Consider the following 15,666-nt stretch of genomic DNA (forward strand, 5'->3'; position numbering starts at 1 on the left):
TTCGGGCTGAGCTTGCCGAAGCCCGCCCGCTACCCCGGCACCTAAACGCAACCCGCTTGCCCCTCCCCCTAATCCATGGCTTAATCGCCCGGTTAAGGCGCCGCGTGAGTCGGCTGCTGCGGGAGAGAAACCATGCCCACCTATGACCTGATCATTCGCAACGGTACGATTGTCGATGGTACCGGCGCACCGCGCTTTGCCGGCGATGTTGCCGTAAAGGACGGGCTGATAGCCGCCGTCGGAACCGTTCACGGCGATGCCGCGCGGGAAATCGATGCGGGCGGCAAAGTGGTCGCGCCCGGCTGGGTCGATATTCACACCCATTACGATGGCCAGGCCACCTGGGACGCGGAAATGGCACCGTCGAGCTGGCACGGGGTCACCACTGTGGTGATGGGGAACTGCGGCGTCGGCTTTGCCCCCGCCGCGCCGAACCGGCATGACTGGCTGATCGGGCTGATGGAAGGGGTAGAGGATATTCCCGGCACTGCCCTGGCCGAAGGGATGAAGTGGGATTGGGAAACCTTCCCTGAATACCTCGACGCGCTTGAGCGTATGCCGCGCGCAATCGATGTCGGCACTCATGTGCCGCACGGTGCGGTTCGGGCCTATGTACTGGGTGACCGTGAAATGCCCGGCGCGGTGCCTACCGCCGAAGATATCCAGCAGATGTCGACCATCGTGGAAGAAGGCGTGCGCGCCGGGGCGCTTGGCTTTTCCACCAGCCGCACCATCCTGCACCGCTCGATCGATGGCGAACTGGTGCCCGGAACCACTGCCACTGCCGAAGAGCTGGTTGAAATCGGCAAGGCGATGGGCCGGGTTGGCCACGGCGTGTTCGAAATGGCGAGCGACCTGCGCCGCGAATGGAATGAGTTTGAATGGATGGGCAAGCTCAGCCGCGAAACCGGCCTGCCAGTGACTTTTGCCGCGCTGCAGTCCATCGCCAAGGAGCTGCCACTGGATGAGCAGATCGCGACGATGCGCGCGGAGAACGACAACGGTGCCAATATCGTCGCCCAGATCGCGCTGCGCGGTAACGGCATCGTGATGGCCTGGCAGGGCACAATCCATCCGTTCCGTCTGCGCCCCAGCTACATGGCCATCGCCGAGCTGCCTTGGGCAGAGCAGCAGGCCAAGCTGCTTGATCCCGCTTTCAAGGCTCAGCTTCTGTCCGAACCCAGCGACTTTTCCGAGGTCAACAAGGACATTCTCCCGCTGATCATGGCAGTCTGCGGCGGTTGGATGTTGCAGTTCGAAATGGGGCCGGACTTCAATTATGAGCCTCAGGCTGATGAAAGCATCGCCGCACGCGCTGCGGCGGCGGGCAAATCGGGCGATGAATATGCTTATGATCTGCTTTGTCAGAACGAAGGCAAGGGCTTCATCTATTACCCGATCCTCAACTATGCCGATGGCAACCTTGACTTCCTTGAAGCGCTGCAGAACAGCGACGACTGCGTCAACTCGCTGAGCGACGGCGGGGCACACTGCGGCACGATCTGTGATGCCGCCAGCCCGACTTTCATGTTGCAGCACTGGGTCCGTGATCGCCAGCGCGGCGGCAAGATCAGCCTGGAAAATGCCGTCAAGCGCCAGTGCCACGATACCGCGCGACTCTATGGCCTCGATGATCGCGGTATTCTCGCGCCGGGATACCTGGCTGATATCAATGTGATTGATATGGACGCGGTCAAGCTTGGCAAGCCCTGGTTGGCGTTTGACCTTCCCGCTGGCGGTAAGCGCCTGCTGCAAAAGGCCGATGGATACATCGCCACGATCAAGGGCGGTACAGTGACGTTTGAAAACGGCACCTGGACCGGGGCCACCCCCGGCGGCCTGATCCGCGGGCCGCAGCGCGCGGCCATGCTGGAAGCTGCTGAATGAGCATCGCGCTGGTCCGCTGCGGATCACCTGCCAGTCTGGACAGCCTGACCCCCGGCACCGGAGACGATCCCGGCCAGCCGGGGCCGGGCCAGATCAGAGTGCGGCTGCAGGCCAGCTCGCTCAATTTCCACGACTATGCCGTGGTCGCCGGGATGATCCCGACCGCCGCCGGCCGCATCCCGATGTCCGATGGGGCGGGTGTGGTCGAGGCGGTGGGTGATGGGGTCAGCGAGTTCAAGCCAGGCGATCTGGTCATGTCGACCTTCTTCACCGACTGGCTTGATGGCCACACACCCGGCACCGGCTTTGCCAGCACGCCGGGTGACGGGATCGATGGTTATGCCCGCGAAGCAGTGGTGACACCGCAAGACTGGTTTACCCACGCCCCTGCTGGCTATTCGGCCGCAGAAGCGGCCACATTGACTTGCGCCGGGCTGACCGCCTGGCGTGCGCTGTTCGTTGATAATGCGATCCGGCCGGGATCGACCGTACTGGTTCAGGGCAGCGGCGGAGTTTCGGTTTTTGCGCTGCAATTCGCCAAGGCGGCAGGCGCGCGGGTAGTGGCCACTTCATCTTCTGACGAAAAACTTGAACGGCTTAAGGCGCTGGGGGCAGATCATCTGATCAACTACAAGGCCGTGCCGGAATGGGGCAAGCAGGCGCTGGAACTGACCGACGGCAAAGGGGTGGATTGCGTTGTCGAAATCGGCGGTGCGGGCACACTTGACCAGTCGATGCTGGCCACTCGGGTTGGCGGGCACGTCGCGCTGATCGGGGTGCTGACGGGACGTGGCGGCCCGGTTGAAACCGCTCTGCTGATGGGCAAGAGCCTGCGGGTGCAGGGTCTGGTCGTCGGCAGCCGCCAGCACCAGTTGGAAATGATCCGAGGCGTGGAAGCGAGCGGGCTGAAACCGGTTATCTCGGATTACTTTCCCCTCGCCCAGCTTGCCGATGCCTTCCGCCACCAGATCGCGGGCAAGCATTTCGGCAAGATCGTGGTTGATATTTAGAGCCTGATGACAAAAGGTTGACCCGCCCCGCAGGGGTTGGACGCATCAATCTTATGTCATCAGGCTCTAAGGCCGGATCACCACCCCCACCGCAGGATCGGCATCACCCTTGGCTGCGGAGACGAATGCTTCGGCTGCCGCCTCCAGCCCTTCGCGCGTATCGACTGTCAGCGCGCCGCTGGTCTCATCCAGGAAGGTCAGCCAGCTTGCCGCCACGGCCGCACCGAATGCTTTGGGGCCTTGCTCCTTGATCGCGGCGACCGCATGGTCGGGGGCGAAGAACAGGGTGGGTGTCGGTCCGGGGATCGGGCCGTTGTTCTGCCCAAACCCGGCCCCGACATGGGTCGCGCCGACGGTGCAGCTGTACTTCAGGTGATCGCCCAGCCGGGTATGGACTGCGTGCAGCAGTGCGGCGTTGCCCGCGAAATCGACCGAAACGCTGGCTTCCAGCGGCAATTCGCCCACCGCGTCATAGGCCAGAACTATATCGTAAAACCCGCCGCGCCTTACGAAATCGACGTTTCCGGCCGATGTCAGCCCGATCCGCTTGACCTGGGGCGAAAGCGCACGGGCGACACTGGCAAGGCCCATCGCCGTCTTGGATGAGGCAGAGGTAATCACCACCGTGCCCGCGCCGAACCACGCGTTTCGGCGGAAGAAGTTTTCAATCAGAAATCCGGTCTTGAACAGCGGGCCAAAGATCATCCGCTCCGCCTCGCGCGCGGGATCGTGTTCGGGATCGGCAGCAAGGCGGCTGTACTGGTTGTAGATCGGGCTCATCGGCTGGCGGTGGGCCGCAGCATCGCTGAATCCGCCGGCTGAGACATTGTCAGGCAGCACATCCAGCCATTCGGCCATTGGCAGATACCCATAGACGCGCTCACCCACGGCAATGTCCGGATGGCGCGATTCGGTCACCACGGCATGCCCCCACATCGGCACGACGCCCCAGTCCCTCTCCCCCGGGAAAAAGTTCCAATAGCCAAACGCATCCCCCGCGACGGCATAAGTGACGTTGTTGGCGGTGACCGAGAAGCTTTCTACCTGCAGCCGCACTTCTCCATCGCCCAGCGCGGGCAGTGCGTGGCCCATGATCCGGGTTTCGGTGATCGTATTGCGGCGGACCTGGACGGTGCGGCTCATTGGTTCTCTCCCTGATGTTGCGGAGGAATCTAAGCCCGGTTTGGATTTGGGCAAGAGCCGATCGAAGCTACACCAAAGGCACGCTTGCGCCGCCCAGGGCCAGCCGGGGATCGTCCTGGTGGACTTTGGCCGCGCCCCAGCTGCCGTCAGGGCGCAGGCCAGTCAGCACCACTTCGTCATCCGCGACAACGCCAAGATCGCAGTCACGATCGGGCAGCATGACGATCACCTTGCGTCCGATCCGCACCAGCACTTGCCTCTGCTCGGCAAAGGCCATTACGGCCATTGCCTTCACTTCACCGAACCAGGGCTGGTCGCGCCAGCGCGCGGGCGATGCGGGATCGATGGTAAAGGTGATGCGCGAACCATCGCTCACCACCACAATTCGGGACTTGGCCGGGAACCAGTGCTCGGGGACTTTGCCCCACACCAGCCAGCCGCACTGGAAATCGCGGCAACGCTGGGGCCGGTCAGCATAAATGCGGCAGCCCTGCCCTACATGGCAGTGCTGGCACCATTCGCCAGCCGGGCTTTCGGTTTCGGGCACGATCAGCAGCTTGCAGCACATCGTGCAGCTGCCGCAGGCGCGGCCTGCTACCGGATTGACGGGCCCTTCGCTCAAACCCGCATCGGCATCAGCACGTAGAGTGCCGGGCTCTTGTCATCCTGCCGGATCAGGGTCGGCGCGCCGGCATCAGCGAGATGCAATTCCACCGTGTCGCCTTCGATCTGGCTGAGGATGTCTTTGAGGTAATTGGCGTTGAAGCCAATTTCGAACCCGGCCGACTTGTAGTCCGCCGGAACCTCTTCCGCCGCGGTGCCATTGTCTGGCGAGGTGACCGAGAGCGTCACCCGATCCGGCTCCAGCGCCATCTTGACCGCGCGGGTCTTTTCGGTGGCGATGGTGGCAACGCGGTCGACGCCTTCGTAAAAGCTTTTGGGATCAAGCCGCAGCAACTTGTCATTCCCGGTCGGGATCACGCGGCTGTAATCAGGGAAGGTTCCGTCGATCAGCTTGCTGGTCAGCACAACCCCGTTCGCACCGCCCAGGGTGAAGCGGATCTTGCTGGCCGAAAGATCGATCAGCGCGTTCGTATCAAGCGATTCTTCCAGCAGCTTGCGCAGTTCGGCCACACATTTGCGCGGCACGATCACATCGGGCATCCCTTCTGCCCCGGCAGGCCGGGCAATGGTATAGCGCGCCAGGCGGTGGCCATCGGTGGCGGCGGCCTTAAGATCTTCGTCCGTGACGTGGAAAAAGATCCCGTTGAGATAGTAACGCGTTTCTTCGGTGCTGATTGCAAACCGGGTGCGGTCGATGATCTGGGCCAGCGTGGCAGCGGGCAGTTCAAAGCTGGTTGGCAGATCGCCTTCAACGATCACCGGAAAGTCATCGCGCGGCAGAGTGGGCAGCGAGAAGCGGCTGCGCCCGGCCTTTACCGCCATGCGGTTGTCCGCGGTTTCCAGGCTCACCTGACTGCCATCGGGCAACTTGCGGGCAATATCGAACAGCAAGTGCGCTGAAACGGTAATTGCGCCCGGCGCTTCAACCGAAACCGCGCTCATGGTTTCAACCACTTGCAGGTCAAGGTCGGTCGCCATCACCTTTAACGTCCCGTCCCCCGCGGCTTCGATCAGCACGTTGGAGAGGATCGGAATGGTGTTGCGCCGTTCAACAACGGACTGCACGTGCGACAGGCACTTGAGCAGCGTCGCGCGTTCGATGGTGGCCTTCATGGTCTTAACACGTCCCCTGCGGATCGCAGGCAGCCTGAATCGGCGCTGCGCCGTCGTTTCGGACTGTCTTTCTTAACGCCCGACCTGCCAGCGGCAAGGCTGGCAGGTCGGAAATGGCGCGAAACTGGGGATAAATGCGCAGGTTTTCCTGCCGTTTTACCGCGCCCGGCTGGCCCGGCTGGTCGCCTCGAGATAGCCGCCCACCAGTTGCCAGACATCCTCGCCCAGCGTTTCGACCTCGATCCCGCGGGCTTTGAGGGCCACCATCAACTGGGTAACCTGATCATCGCTCAGCTTTTCGAAGCTGGGGTTGGCCCGGCCAGGTCCGACATTCATGGCGCTGGCGAGCTGTTGCGGATCGATGCCGCGCGCTTTCACCTGCCGGCCAAGGCCAATGCTCGTCAGCTGCCAGGTTGCAAATTCAATATAGGGTTCAAGGCGGGCCTTGGCGACCTTGGTTTGCTTCGCGCAGCCCAGCGCCAGATTGGCCAGCTGTTCAGCGGTTTCATCGCTAATGTTTTCCTCGGTCGCACCGGGGAGCATCGACTTGACCAATTCGTCAGGCAAATTCTCGGCAGTCTGGTTCGCGGGGCATGAACGCTGCTGAGCGGTCCAGCCAGTCGGCTTGGCCGCGGCGGTGCTGGCCAAGGCAATCAGAATCATCGAAATACGGTGCATTGTTCCCCCGGGGTATGGTTGCTGCCCCAGCTAGACAGCCCCCGTGCGTGTCAGACTTGTAAAAATGCGACACGGGGGCCAACAAAGATCAGGAAATCATCGCCATCCCGCCGTTGACGTGCAACGTCTGCCCAGTGACATAACCCGCCTCACGACTGGCGAGATAGGCGACGGCGGCACCGATGTCCTCGCCCTCACCCATCCGGCCCATCGGAATCCGCGCATTCAGCGCGTCTTTCTGGCCATCGGGCAACACGTCGGTCATCGCGGTGCGAATGAAGCCGGGGGCGACGCAGTTGACGGTGATCCCGCGGCTCGCCACTTCCTGGCCAAGTGACTTGGACATGCCGACCAGCCCGGCCTTGGCGGCGGCATAGTTGACCTGACCGGGGTTGCCGGTGGCCCCAACCACGCTGGTGATGGTGATGATCCGCCCGTGCCGCGCTTTCATCATCGGCTTGCAGGCGGCGCGCATCAGGCGGAAGGCGGCTTCAAGATTGACCTTGATCACCGCATCCCATTCCTCATCCTTCATTCGCATCGCCAGGTTATCGCGGGTGATTCCGGCGTTGTTCACCAGAATATCGATCTTGCCCAAAGTATCGACCGTCGCAGGGACCAGGTGTTCCACCTGCTCGCTATTCGACAGGTCGCAAGTGATCTCGATGTGATCATGCCCATAGGTATCGTTCAGCTCCTCCCGGAACGAACGCAATTTGCCCGGATTGGTCCCGGACAGCGCCAACCGTGCGCCCTGCCGGGCCAAGGCATGACTGATCGCAGAACCAATTCCTCCGGCGGCGCCGGTAACGAGGGCGGTCATTCCGGTGAGGTCGAACAGGCGGTTTTCCATGGCTCAAAGTTCCTTGATGAGCGCTTCGATGTCGGCCATGCCGACCACGCTGGTTACAGAGACATCGCTCACGCAGCGGCCGATCATCGGGCCGAGGACTTTGCCGCCGAGTTCGACGAAGCTTTCCACGCCCACGCCCTGCATCGCGATTACGCTTTCGCGCCAACGAACGCGGCCGCAGACTTGTTCTACCAGCAAACGCTGCACTTCGGCCGGATCGATCACGACGTCAGCGGTGACATTGGCATAGAGCGGGACGGACAAAGCACCCGGCGGCGTTTGCCCCAGTGCCTGCGCCATGGCATCGGCGGCGCCCTGCATCAGCGGGCAGTGGAACGGGGCAGAGACTGGTAGCAGCACGCCGCGCTTGATCCCGTGGTCCTTGACCAGACCAATCGCCCGTTCGATCGCACCCTTATGGCCGGAAAGGACGACCTGGCCGGGATCGTTATCATTGGCGACGGTGCACACTTCGCCCTCGGCAGCTGCATCGGCCAGCGCCTGCGCCTTGTCGATATCCGCGCCGAGCAGCGCGCACATTGCGCCAACACCGACCGGCACCGCGGCCTGCATCGCCTGCCCGCGCAGCTTGAGCAGGCGCGCAGTGTCGGCCAGTCTGAAAGCCCCGGCGGCGCACAGTGCGGTATATTCGCCCAGACTGTGCCCAGCGACGAACTGCGCCTTGTCGGCCAGTGAAATCCCGCCTTCCCGTTCCAGCACCCGCAGCACGGCAATGGCATTAGCCATGATCGCAGGCTGCGCGTTTTCGGTGAGAGTCAGCGCATCGTCCGGACCGTCGCGCATGATGGCTGACAGATTCTGCCCCAGCGCATCGTCCACTTCCTGAAACACTTCGCGGGCCGCGGCGCTGGCTTCGGCCAGTTCAACCCCCATGCCTACTTTCTGGCTGCCTTGTCCGGGAAAAACGAATGCGCGCATGTGAATGACTCCTTCTGTCCGCATGTCCCCTGCCTGCCTGCGCATGGGGAGAAGAATGAGCCGCCTCTAAGGGCGGCTAGTCTTGTCCTGCAAGCCCGAACGGTACGATCCTGTTGGCAATATCATGCCCGATATCGGCAGCGCCCAGGAACGGGATCGCGTGGCGTGCGCACCAATGCCGGGCGATCTCCTCGGCTGTATGTCCGAACGGTGCGTCGTTTTCCGGCACTGCGCTTACCCTGCCCAGCCGCAGTCCGGCAATTCCGCCAAGATGTGCGGTGAGATGAAAGAACAGCCGATCCACGGCGTAAAGGTACTCGGCCACTTCCTCGACCAGTATCACATGGCCGGCCAGCCCTGGCATCATCGGCGTCCCGCACAACATGGCAAGCGTCATCAGGTTGAACGCGGCGCGTGGGTGGCCATCATCATTGAGCTCGATCCCCGACCGGTCACCTGAAAGGTAGGCCAGTGTCCGCCGAACCGCGGCTTCACCGCCATCGCGGCGAATATCGGTGGGCATCGGCGCATGGATCGGGTGCCCGATCCGTGCCCGGTAGAGCCCACCAAGCAGGATTCCGGCATCTGAATAGCCCAGAAACAGCTTGTCCTGCGCGGCGTGATCCAGCCGTGCCAAAGCATCCTGCGCAACCCGCGCTGCGCCATATCCGCCACGTGCATACCACACCGCATCGAAAGCGGGATCGTTGGCGCATTCAACCAGTGCGTCGCACCGCGCCTTATCGCTACCGGCAAAATGCCCTTCGCTGAGGAAACATTGCGGGTGGAACTGCAGCTCTACACCAGGAAACTCTTCCGCCAGAGCGAGGACGCGCGCAGCGTCCTCGTGCGTGAGGTTGCGGGACGGGGCACAGATCGCGACGCGGGGCATAGGCTTTCCTAACCCGGTTGCGCTGGCGCGCAAGGCCGCATACCGGAGAGCGGATGAATGAGCTGACGACACACCCCTGGTTCTTCTGCGGCATCGGCGGATCCGGCATGCTGCCGCTGGCGCTGATCCTCAAGGGTCAAGGCGCAGTTGTGGCGGGATCGGACCGCAGCCGCGACCAAGGCCGCACACCGGAAAAGTTCGCCTGGCTGGAAGAGCTTGGCTTCACCCTGTTCCCACAAGACGGCAGCGGGATCAGCAGTGCCAATCAGGTGCTGGTTGCCAGCGCGGCAGTGGAAGATACCGTCCCGGAAATGGTCCGCGCCCGCGAACTGGGGTGCGCGCGGATGAGCCGGGCGGAACTGCTTGCGCGGCTGTTCAATGCCGATACTTGCGGGATCGCGATTGGCGGGACCAGCGGCAAGAGCACGGTCACCGGAATGACCGGCTGGATCATGACCCAGGCCGGCCGCGATCCCACGATCATGAACGGCGCGGTGATGAAGAATTTCGTCTCCGATAGCGCACCTTTCGCCAGCGCCCGCGTGGGGCAAGGCGGAGTGTTCGTCTCAGAAGTCGATGAAAGCGATGGCTCGATCGCGCTCTATCGTCCCCGGGTAGCGGTGCTGCTCAACGTCAGTCTCGATCACAAATCGATGGAGGAACTGCGCGAACTGTTCGGCGATTTCCTGGGGATTGCCGATATCTGCGCGGTCAACCTTGATGATCCGGAAGCGGCTGCGCTGCTGCCCGATTCCACCCCGCACGTGACTTTCGCCGTAAGCAACCCCGCCGCGCAAATCGGGGTGTTCGCGGACAGCATCAGCGAAGGTGCGTTCCACATCTCTGCCACGGTGATCGACCGGCGCGATGGCTATTCGCATCCCCTGGTGCTCGATGTGCCAGGGCGGCATAACCTGTCCAACGCGCTTGCCGCGATTGCCGCTGCCAATGCCGCCGGAGTGCCGGTTCGCGATGCGGTTGATGCTTTGTCGAGCTATGCCGGACTGGCCCGGCGCTTCGATGTCATCGGCACCAGTGCCTCAGGCATCACGGTGATCGACGATTTCGGTCACAATCCCGAAAAGTGCGCGGCAACGCTGGCCACGCTGAAGGCAAATCCGGGCCGCGTGATCGCCTTTTTTCAGCCCCACGGCTATGGTCCGCTGCGCCAGATGGGGCGCGAATTGGCCGAAGTCTTTGCGCGATTGCTGGGACCGGAAGATGTCACCATCCTGTGCGATCCAGTCTATTTCGGCGGCACGGTGGACCGCAGCGAAGGCAGCGAACGGATCATCAAGCTGATCGCCGAAGCAGGCGGGCGGGCCGAATATGTCCCCTTGCGCGAGGTCTGCGCCGACCGGATCGTCCAGATTGCCCGGCCGGGGGACCGGATCGTGGTGATGGGTGCCCGCGATGATACATTGACGCAGTTTGCGCGGGACTTGCTGAACCGGCTTGGATGATCGGGCGCGGGCAGCCGCTTTTCGCTTGCAATCATGCCGTAAATGGCTAAGGGCCGCCACTTCCCGCGCTATGGCACGGGATACGAAGAAAGCCGGAGGGGCCCCGCAATGGTGCGGATCAGCCAGCGATCGGTTAGAAAGATAAAGGAAGCTGCCGTGGCTCTATATGAGCACGTGTTCCTGGCACGCCAGGACCTCAGCCAGGCGCAAGTTGATGCGCTTGCTGCCACCGCGACGGAAATCGTCGAAGCCAACAATGGCAAGGTGACCAAGACCGAGACCTGGGGTCTCAAGAACCTGGCATACAAGATCAAGCGCAACCGCAAGGCGCACTTTGTCATGCTCAACATCGAAGCCCCCGCCGGCACCGTTGCCGAGCTGGAACGTCAGACCGCGATCAACGAAGACGTGATCCGCTGGCTGACCGTGCGCGTTGATGAGCATGAAGCCGGCCCTTCGGTGCAGATGCGCAAGCAAGACCGTGAGCGCACCAAGCGCCGTGAACGCGAGGAGTTCTAAGAGATGGCCCGCGCATTTTTCCGCCGCCGCAAGAGCTGCCCCTTCTCGGGCAAGAACGCTCCGAAGATCGATTACAAGGACACGCGCCTGCTTCAGAACTATATGTCTGAACGTGGCAAGATCGTGCCGAGCCGGATCACCGCCGTTTCTGCCAAGAAGCAGCGCGAACTGGGCCAGGCGATCAAGCGTGCCCGCCACCTGGGCCTGCTGCCCTACCTCGTCAAGTAAGGGAGAGACGACATGCAAATCATCCTCCTCGAACGCATCGAGAAGCTGGGCACCATTGGCGATGTCGTAACCGTCAAGGACGGCTATGCTCGCAACTTCCTGCTGCCCAACAAGAAGGCGCTGCGCGCCAACGACGCCAATCGCAAGGTCTTCGAAGCCAATCGTTCGAAGATCGAAGCCGATAACGCCGCCCGCCGCAGCGATGCCGAAGCCCATTCGACCAACGTTGAAGGCAAGTCGGTGGTGCTGATCCGCGCATCGTCGAACGCCGGCCATCTGTATGGTTCGGTTTCGGTGCGTGACATCGTCGATGCGCTGAACGCTGATGGCGCCAACCTGTCGAAGTCGATGATCGTGCTGGAACGCCCGATCAAGACCATCGGCGTGTTCGACGTCAAGGTTGCACTGCACCCCGAAGTCGTCGTGACGGTCAAGGTCAACGTTGCCCGCTCGCCCGACGAAGCCGAGCAGCAGGCACAAGGCGTCGACGTTATCGCCGCGATGTTCGAAGACGAAGCTGCAGCTGCCGCTGCGACCGACTTCGAAGCCGGCAATGGCGAAGAACTCGAAGCGGAAGCCCCGGCTGCCGCTCCGGCCGAGGAAGCCGACGAAGCCTAAGCTTCCGGCCACCTTGCCAAACGATCAGGGGGTGCTTCGGCGCCCCCTTTTCGTTGGTGAACCAGAGGGGCAAGGGCACAATCCTTCCCCGTCATTGAAATTTCACGCAAGTCCCGCTATAGGCCTGCGATGGAAAGAACAGAAAACGTCATTGCGGAATTGGTCCGCATCTATGAAACCGCCGTCTCCACCCTGCGCAGCGACATCGCCGCTTTCGCCGCAGACGGCACCATCCCACCCCCCAGCCGCCGCGCCAATCGCGAATGGTGTTACCCTGAAGTTCGGGTTCACTATCAGGGCGAGGAGACCCGACCGGATCTTGCCCGCGCTTTTGGCCGCCTGGGCCAGCCTGGTACATTCGCCACCACGGTAACCCGCCCGGCGCTATTCGCAGATTATCTTACTGAACAGCTCGGGCTGCTGGGTGACGACTATGCGATCCAGATCGAGGTTGGACCTTCGGCGCAGGAAATTCCATTTCCCTACGTGATCGACGCCAGCAGCGGGCTTGGCGCGGTCAGTCCGCTGGAATTGTCCCGCCACTTCCCGGCGACCGAACTGGCCAAGATCGGCGATGAACTGGCCGACGGGATCGAAGTGCCTGATGCAGATGAAGCCAACCCGCTGGCCCTGTTCGATGGACTGCGCACTGATTTCAGTCTTGCGCGCCTGGCCCACTATACCGGTACCGCCCCCGAACATTTCCAGCGCTTCATCCTGTTCACCAACTATCACCGCTATGTGGATGAATTCGTTGATTGGGCAGCCCAGCAGCTGGGCAAGGATGACTATACCTTGCTGTCCGGCGCGGGTGGACTGCTGGTCGAAGAGCCGGTGGCGAACGCGCGGGCGATCCTTTCAGACACGGCCTGGCGGCGGCACCAGATGCCGGCTTACCATCTGGTTCGCCCCGATCGGTCAGGGATCACGCTGGTCAATATCGGCGTCGGCCCGAGCAACGCCAAGACAATCTGCGATCACCTCGCCGTGCTGCGGCCGGAAGCCTGGCTGATGATCGGGCACTGTGGGGGTCTGCGTGATACCCAGAAGATCGGTGACTATGTGCTGGCCCACGCTTACCTGCGCGACGATCACGTGCTGGACGCGGTCTTGCCGCCGGAAATTCCGATCCCGGCAATTGGCGAAGTTCAGATTGCTCTCGCCAAGGCGGCCGAAATGGTCAGTGGCGATGCCGGAGCGAACCTCAAGAAGCGGATGCGCACCGGCACGGTCGCCACGACTGACGATCGCAACTGGGAACTGCGCTATACCCATTCGGCCCAGCGCCTGTCACTAAGCCGGGCAATCGGGATCGATATGGAAAGCGCGACCATCGCTGCACAAGGCTATCGCTTTCGCGTGCCTTATGGAACGTTGCTGTGCGTTTCGGACAAGCCGCTGCACGGCGAACTGAAGCTGCCGGGCCAGGCCAACCGCTTTTACGAAGAAGCCATCGCCGCACACTTATTGATCGGCACCACCACTTGCGACCTGCTGCGCGCCGAAGGAGCCCGACTGCACAGCCGCAAGCTGCGCGCCTTCAAGGAGCCGCCGTTCCGTTAATGCCCCTGCAAAAGCCGCAACGCTGTCCACGGCTTCTGGCCGTCCAACCCCCTGCGGGCAGGTCAATCTTTTGTCATCAGGCTCTAAAGGAGATCAGGCGCTGCGGCGCGTGTTCCGGGCCAGGGTCTTGAACCGCGCGCCGTCTGGCTCGCGCACAGTGATCGTGGCGTGGCCGGTCTTGGACAGGTTCCAGTCCTCAACCGTGCCGCGCCGCCCTTTGTGCGTTCCGGCGATCACTTCGCAGTGATCGCCGTTTCGCACTTCATCTGACGGGCTCACCATCCCGGCTTCTGGCCCTTGTTCTGCTGGTCGAGCCACTTCTTGAGCGGCGCGAAGTAAGCCATCATCGCTTTGCCGCTGATTTCGCGGCTGCCAGTGAAAGCCTGCAATGCATCGGGCCAGGGCTTGCTTGCGCCCATTTCCAGCATGGCACTCAGGTTCTTGCCGACGGTCTTGTCGCCATAGAAGCTGCAGCGATGCAACGGGCCTTTCCAGCCAGATTGCTTGCAGGCAGCTTCAAGGAACTGGAACTGCAGGATCCGCGCCAGGAAGTAGCGGGTATAGGGCACCACCGCCGGGATGTGATACTTCGCTCCGGGATCAAAGGCATCGGCGCTGCGCGGCCCGGGCGGGATGATCCCTTGGTACTTGAGCCGCATATCGGTCCAAGCCTGGCCATAGTTTTCGGGCTTCACTTCGCCAGCGAACACCTGCCAGCGCCAACGGTCAATCAGCAGGCCGAACGGCAGGAATGCTACCTTGTCCATCGCCTGGCGCAGCAACAGTCCGGTATCCTTGTCCGCCGAAGGGACCTTGGCCGGATCGAGCAGGCCGATCTGGACGAGGTATTGCGGGGTGATAGACAGCGCGATGGTATCGCCAATCGCCTCGTGGAAGCCATCGTTCGCGCCATCGAGGTAATAGGCCGGCTGCTTGTTGTAAGCGCGCTGGTAAAAGTTGTGGCCCAGCTCGTGATGGATCGTGGTGAAATCGTCGCCGTTCACCTTGATGCACATCTTGATGCGGAGATCCTCTACATTGTCGAGATCCCAGGCCGAGGCGTGGCACACAACTTCACGGTCCCGGGGCTTCACAAATTGCGAACGCTCCCAGAAGGTCTTGGGCAGCGGGGCAATCCCCAACGAGGTGAAGAACCCTTCCCCGCCCTGCACCATCTTGATCGGATCATAGCCCTTGGCGGTCAGCAGTTCGGTGGTGTCAAAGCCGACATCGCCGGCGCCGGCAGGTGCGACAAGATCGTAAATGTTGCCCCATTCCTGCGCCCACATGTTGCCCAGCAGGTCGGCCCGGATCGGCCCGGTCTTGGCCTGAACCTTGTCACCATACTTCTGGTTAAGCTTCATCCGGACATAGGTGTGCAGCGAATCGTAGAGCGGCTTTACCTCGGTCCACAACTTCTCCGTCAGTGCGGCAAACTGTTCGGGCGGCATGTCATAGTTTGAGCGCCACAGCGCCCCCGTATCGGCATAGCCCAGCTCCTGCGCGCCCTTGTTCGCGGCGGCGACCAGCTTTGCGTAATCACCCTTCATCGGTTTGCCGACATTGTCATGCCAGCTGAGCCACATTTCCTTCAGCTCATCCGGATTGCGGTTGGTGCCCATTTCGGCTTCGATGTCGCTACCGTTGATCGGTGCCCCGCGCAGCGAACCCTTGCCCTTGCCATAAATGCCCTGCAGCTTGGCGTTGAGCGTCGCCACTTCCTCTGCCGCTCCTGGCGTGGTTGCAGCGGGCAGCACGATCAAAGTGCGCATCCGGTTCAGCTTGCGCGCCGTGTCATAGTCCAGCCCCGGAGCACTGGCGTGCTTGGCGGCTTCGATCGCGGTCTTCACATTGAATTCGGTCGCTGCGGCCCCGGCCCGCGCGGTCAGCGCTTCGGTGTCCTGGTTGATGTAGGTCTGATAGACCCATTCAGCCTGGCCGCCTTCAATACCGAGCCGAAAGAATTCCGCTTCCGCCTTGGCCACGAAATCCTTGGCTGCCTGTTGCGGCGTGGCCTCTTCGGCAAAGGCCGGAACGGCAGAAAGCGCCGTGGCCAGCGCGGCGAGTGAAACCAGTCTTTTCATCAGCTTGTCCCCTTGGGAATGTCCCGGACCCGAAAGTCGCTGGGGCAAGGCT

General features: G+C 62.2%; 16 protein-coding genes. 7 read left to right on the top strand and 9 right to left on the bottom strand.

The genetic code is table 11. The annotated features are described in order from the left end of the window. The first annotated feature begins 132 nt into the window (after positions 1 to 132). Complete coding sequence (locus tag MNBBLIKP_RS08905; RefSeq protein ID WP_088309616.1) at positions 133 to 1,887, top strand: N-acyl-D-amino-acid deacylase family protein; 1,755 nt, start codon at positions 133 to 135, stop codon at positions 1,885 to 1,887. Continuing rightward, positions 1,884 to 2,897 carry a zinc-dependent alcohol dehydrogenase family protein gene (locus MNBBLIKP_RS08910; RefSeq protein WP_217896670.1) on the top strand — a complete coding sequence of 338 codons (1,014 nt, stop codon included), beginning with the start codon at positions 1,884 to 1,886 and terminating at the stop codon, positions 2,895 to 2,897. Before MNBBLIKP_RS08905 ends, MNBBLIKP_RS08910 begins: the two co-directional genes overlap by 4 nt. A gap of 66 nt (positions 2,898 to 2,963) precedes the next feature. On the opposite strand, the gene MNBBLIKP_RS08915 is transcribed toward MNBBLIKP_RS08910, so the two are convergent. From MNBBLIKP_RS08915 to MNBBLIKP_RS08945, 7 genes are all read right to left on the bottom strand, one after another. Continuing rightward, positions 2,964 to 4,040: a DUF2855 family protein gene (locus MNBBLIKP_RS08915; RefSeq protein WP_088309618.1), complete on the bottom strand. Its 1,077-nt coding sequence runs from the start codon at positions 4,038 to 4,040 to the stop codon at positions 2,964 to 2,966. A gap of 67 nt (positions 4,041 to 4,107) precedes the next feature. Further along, positions 4,108 to 4,662: a hypothetical protein gene (locus MNBBLIKP_RS08920; RefSeq protein WP_088309620.1), complete on the bottom strand. Its 555-nt coding sequence runs from the start codon at positions 4,660 to 4,662 to the stop codon at positions 4,108 to 4,110. Beyond that, positions 4,659 to 5,777 carry a DNA polymerase III subunit beta gene (gene dnaN / locus MNBBLIKP_RS08925; protein ID WP_088309622.1) on the bottom strand — a complete coding sequence of 373 codons (1,119 nt, stop codon included), beginning with the start codon at positions 5,775 to 5,777 and terminating at the stop codon, positions 4,659 to 4,661. Before dnaN ends, MNBBLIKP_RS08920 begins: the two co-directional genes overlap by 4 nt. A 156-nt stretch (positions 5,778 to 5,933) precedes the next feature. Further along, a complete protein-coding gene (locus tag MNBBLIKP_RS08930) occupies positions 5,934 to 6,440 on the bottom strand; it encodes a hypothetical protein (RefSeq protein ID WP_088309624.1) in 507 nt (168 codons plus the stop codon). Positions 6,441 to 6,543: 103 nt separating this feature from the next. Beyond that, positions 6,544 to 7,296, bottom strand: a complete 753-nt coding sequence (fabG, locus tag MNBBLIKP_RS08935; RefSeq protein ID WP_176399721.1) for a 3-oxoacyl-[acyl-carrier-protein] reductase — start codon at positions 7,294 to 7,296, stop codon at positions 6,544 to 6,546. A gap of 15 nt (positions 7,297 to 7,311) precedes the next feature. Continuing rightward, positions 7,312 to 8,247, bottom strand: a complete 936-nt coding sequence (fabD, locus tag MNBBLIKP_RS08940; RefSeq protein WP_088309628.1) for an ACP S-malonyltransferase — start codon at positions 8,245 to 8,247, stop codon at positions 7,312 to 7,314. 76 nt (positions 8,248 to 8,323) lie between these two features. Further along, positions 8,324 to 9,139: an LD-carboxypeptidase gene (locus MNBBLIKP_RS08945; protein WP_088309630.1), complete on the bottom strand. Its 816-nt coding sequence runs from the start codon at positions 9,137 to 9,139 to the stop codon at positions 8,324 to 8,326. A gap of 53 nt (positions 9,140 to 9,192) precedes the next feature. Here MNBBLIKP_RS08945 and MNBBLIKP_RS08950 point away from each other — a divergent pair, with 53 nt between their 5' ends. The 5 genes from MNBBLIKP_RS08950 to MNBBLIKP_RS08970 all read left to right on the top strand — a co-directional run bounded on the left by MNBBLIKP_RS08950 (position 9,193) and on the right by MNBBLIKP_RS08970 (position 13,530). After that, a complete protein-coding gene (locus MNBBLIKP_RS08950; RefSeq protein ID WP_088309632.1) occupies positions 9,193 to 10,602 on the top strand; it encodes a glutamate ligase domain-containing protein in 1,410 nt (469 codons plus the stop codon). A gap of 156 nt (positions 10,603 to 10,758) precedes the next feature. Then, complete coding sequence (gene rpsF / locus MNBBLIKP_RS08955; protein WP_088309683.1) at positions 10,759 to 11,121, top strand: 30S ribosomal protein S6; 363 nt, start codon at positions 10,759 to 10,761, stop codon at positions 11,119 to 11,121. Positions 11,122 to 11,124: 3 nt separating this feature from the next. Continuing rightward, complete coding sequence (gene rpsR / locus MNBBLIKP_RS08960) at positions 11,125 to 11,349, top strand: 30S ribosomal protein S18 (protein ID WP_088309634.1); 225 nt, start codon at positions 11,125 to 11,127, stop codon at positions 11,347 to 11,349. Between the two features lie 12 nt (positions 11,350 to 11,361). Further along, positions 11,362 to 11,967 (top strand): 50S ribosomal protein L9, encoded by a 606-nt coding sequence (gene rplI / locus MNBBLIKP_RS08965; RefSeq protein WP_088309636.1) that lies wholly within the window; start codon positions 11,362 to 11,364, stop codon positions 11,965 to 11,967. A gap of 129 nt (positions 11,968 to 12,096) precedes the next feature. Continuing rightward, a complete protein-coding gene (locus MNBBLIKP_RS08970; protein ID WP_088309638.1) occupies positions 12,097 to 13,530 on the top strand; it encodes an AMP nucleosidase in 1,434 nt (477 codons plus the stop codon). Positions 13,531 to 13,623: 93 nt separating this feature from the next. Here the strand turns inward: MNBBLIKP_RS08970 and MNBBLIKP_RS08975 are convergent, their stop codons facing one another. Next, positions 13,624 to 13,812, bottom strand: a complete 189-nt coding sequence (locus tag MNBBLIKP_RS08975; protein WP_088309640.1) for a KOW motif-containing protein — start codon at positions 13,810 to 13,812, stop codon at positions 13,624 to 13,626. Continuing rightward, the gene (locus MNBBLIKP_RS08980; protein WP_088309642.1) at positions 13,806 to 15,614 is read right to left on the bottom strand and encodes a M2 family metallopeptidase; all 1,809 of its coding nucleotides are present in this window, start codon (positions 15,612 to 15,614) and stop codon (positions 13,806 to 13,808) included. The genes MNBBLIKP_RS08975 and MNBBLIKP_RS08980 overlap by 7 nt, the downstream gene beginning before the upstream one ends. Positions 15,615 to 15,666 lie beyond the last annotated feature (52 nt).

The organism is Novosphingobium sp. B 225, from assembly GCF_002198665.1.
Lineage (GTDB): Bacteria > Pseudomonadota > Alphaproteobacteria > Sphingomonadales > Sphingomonadaceae > Novosphingobium.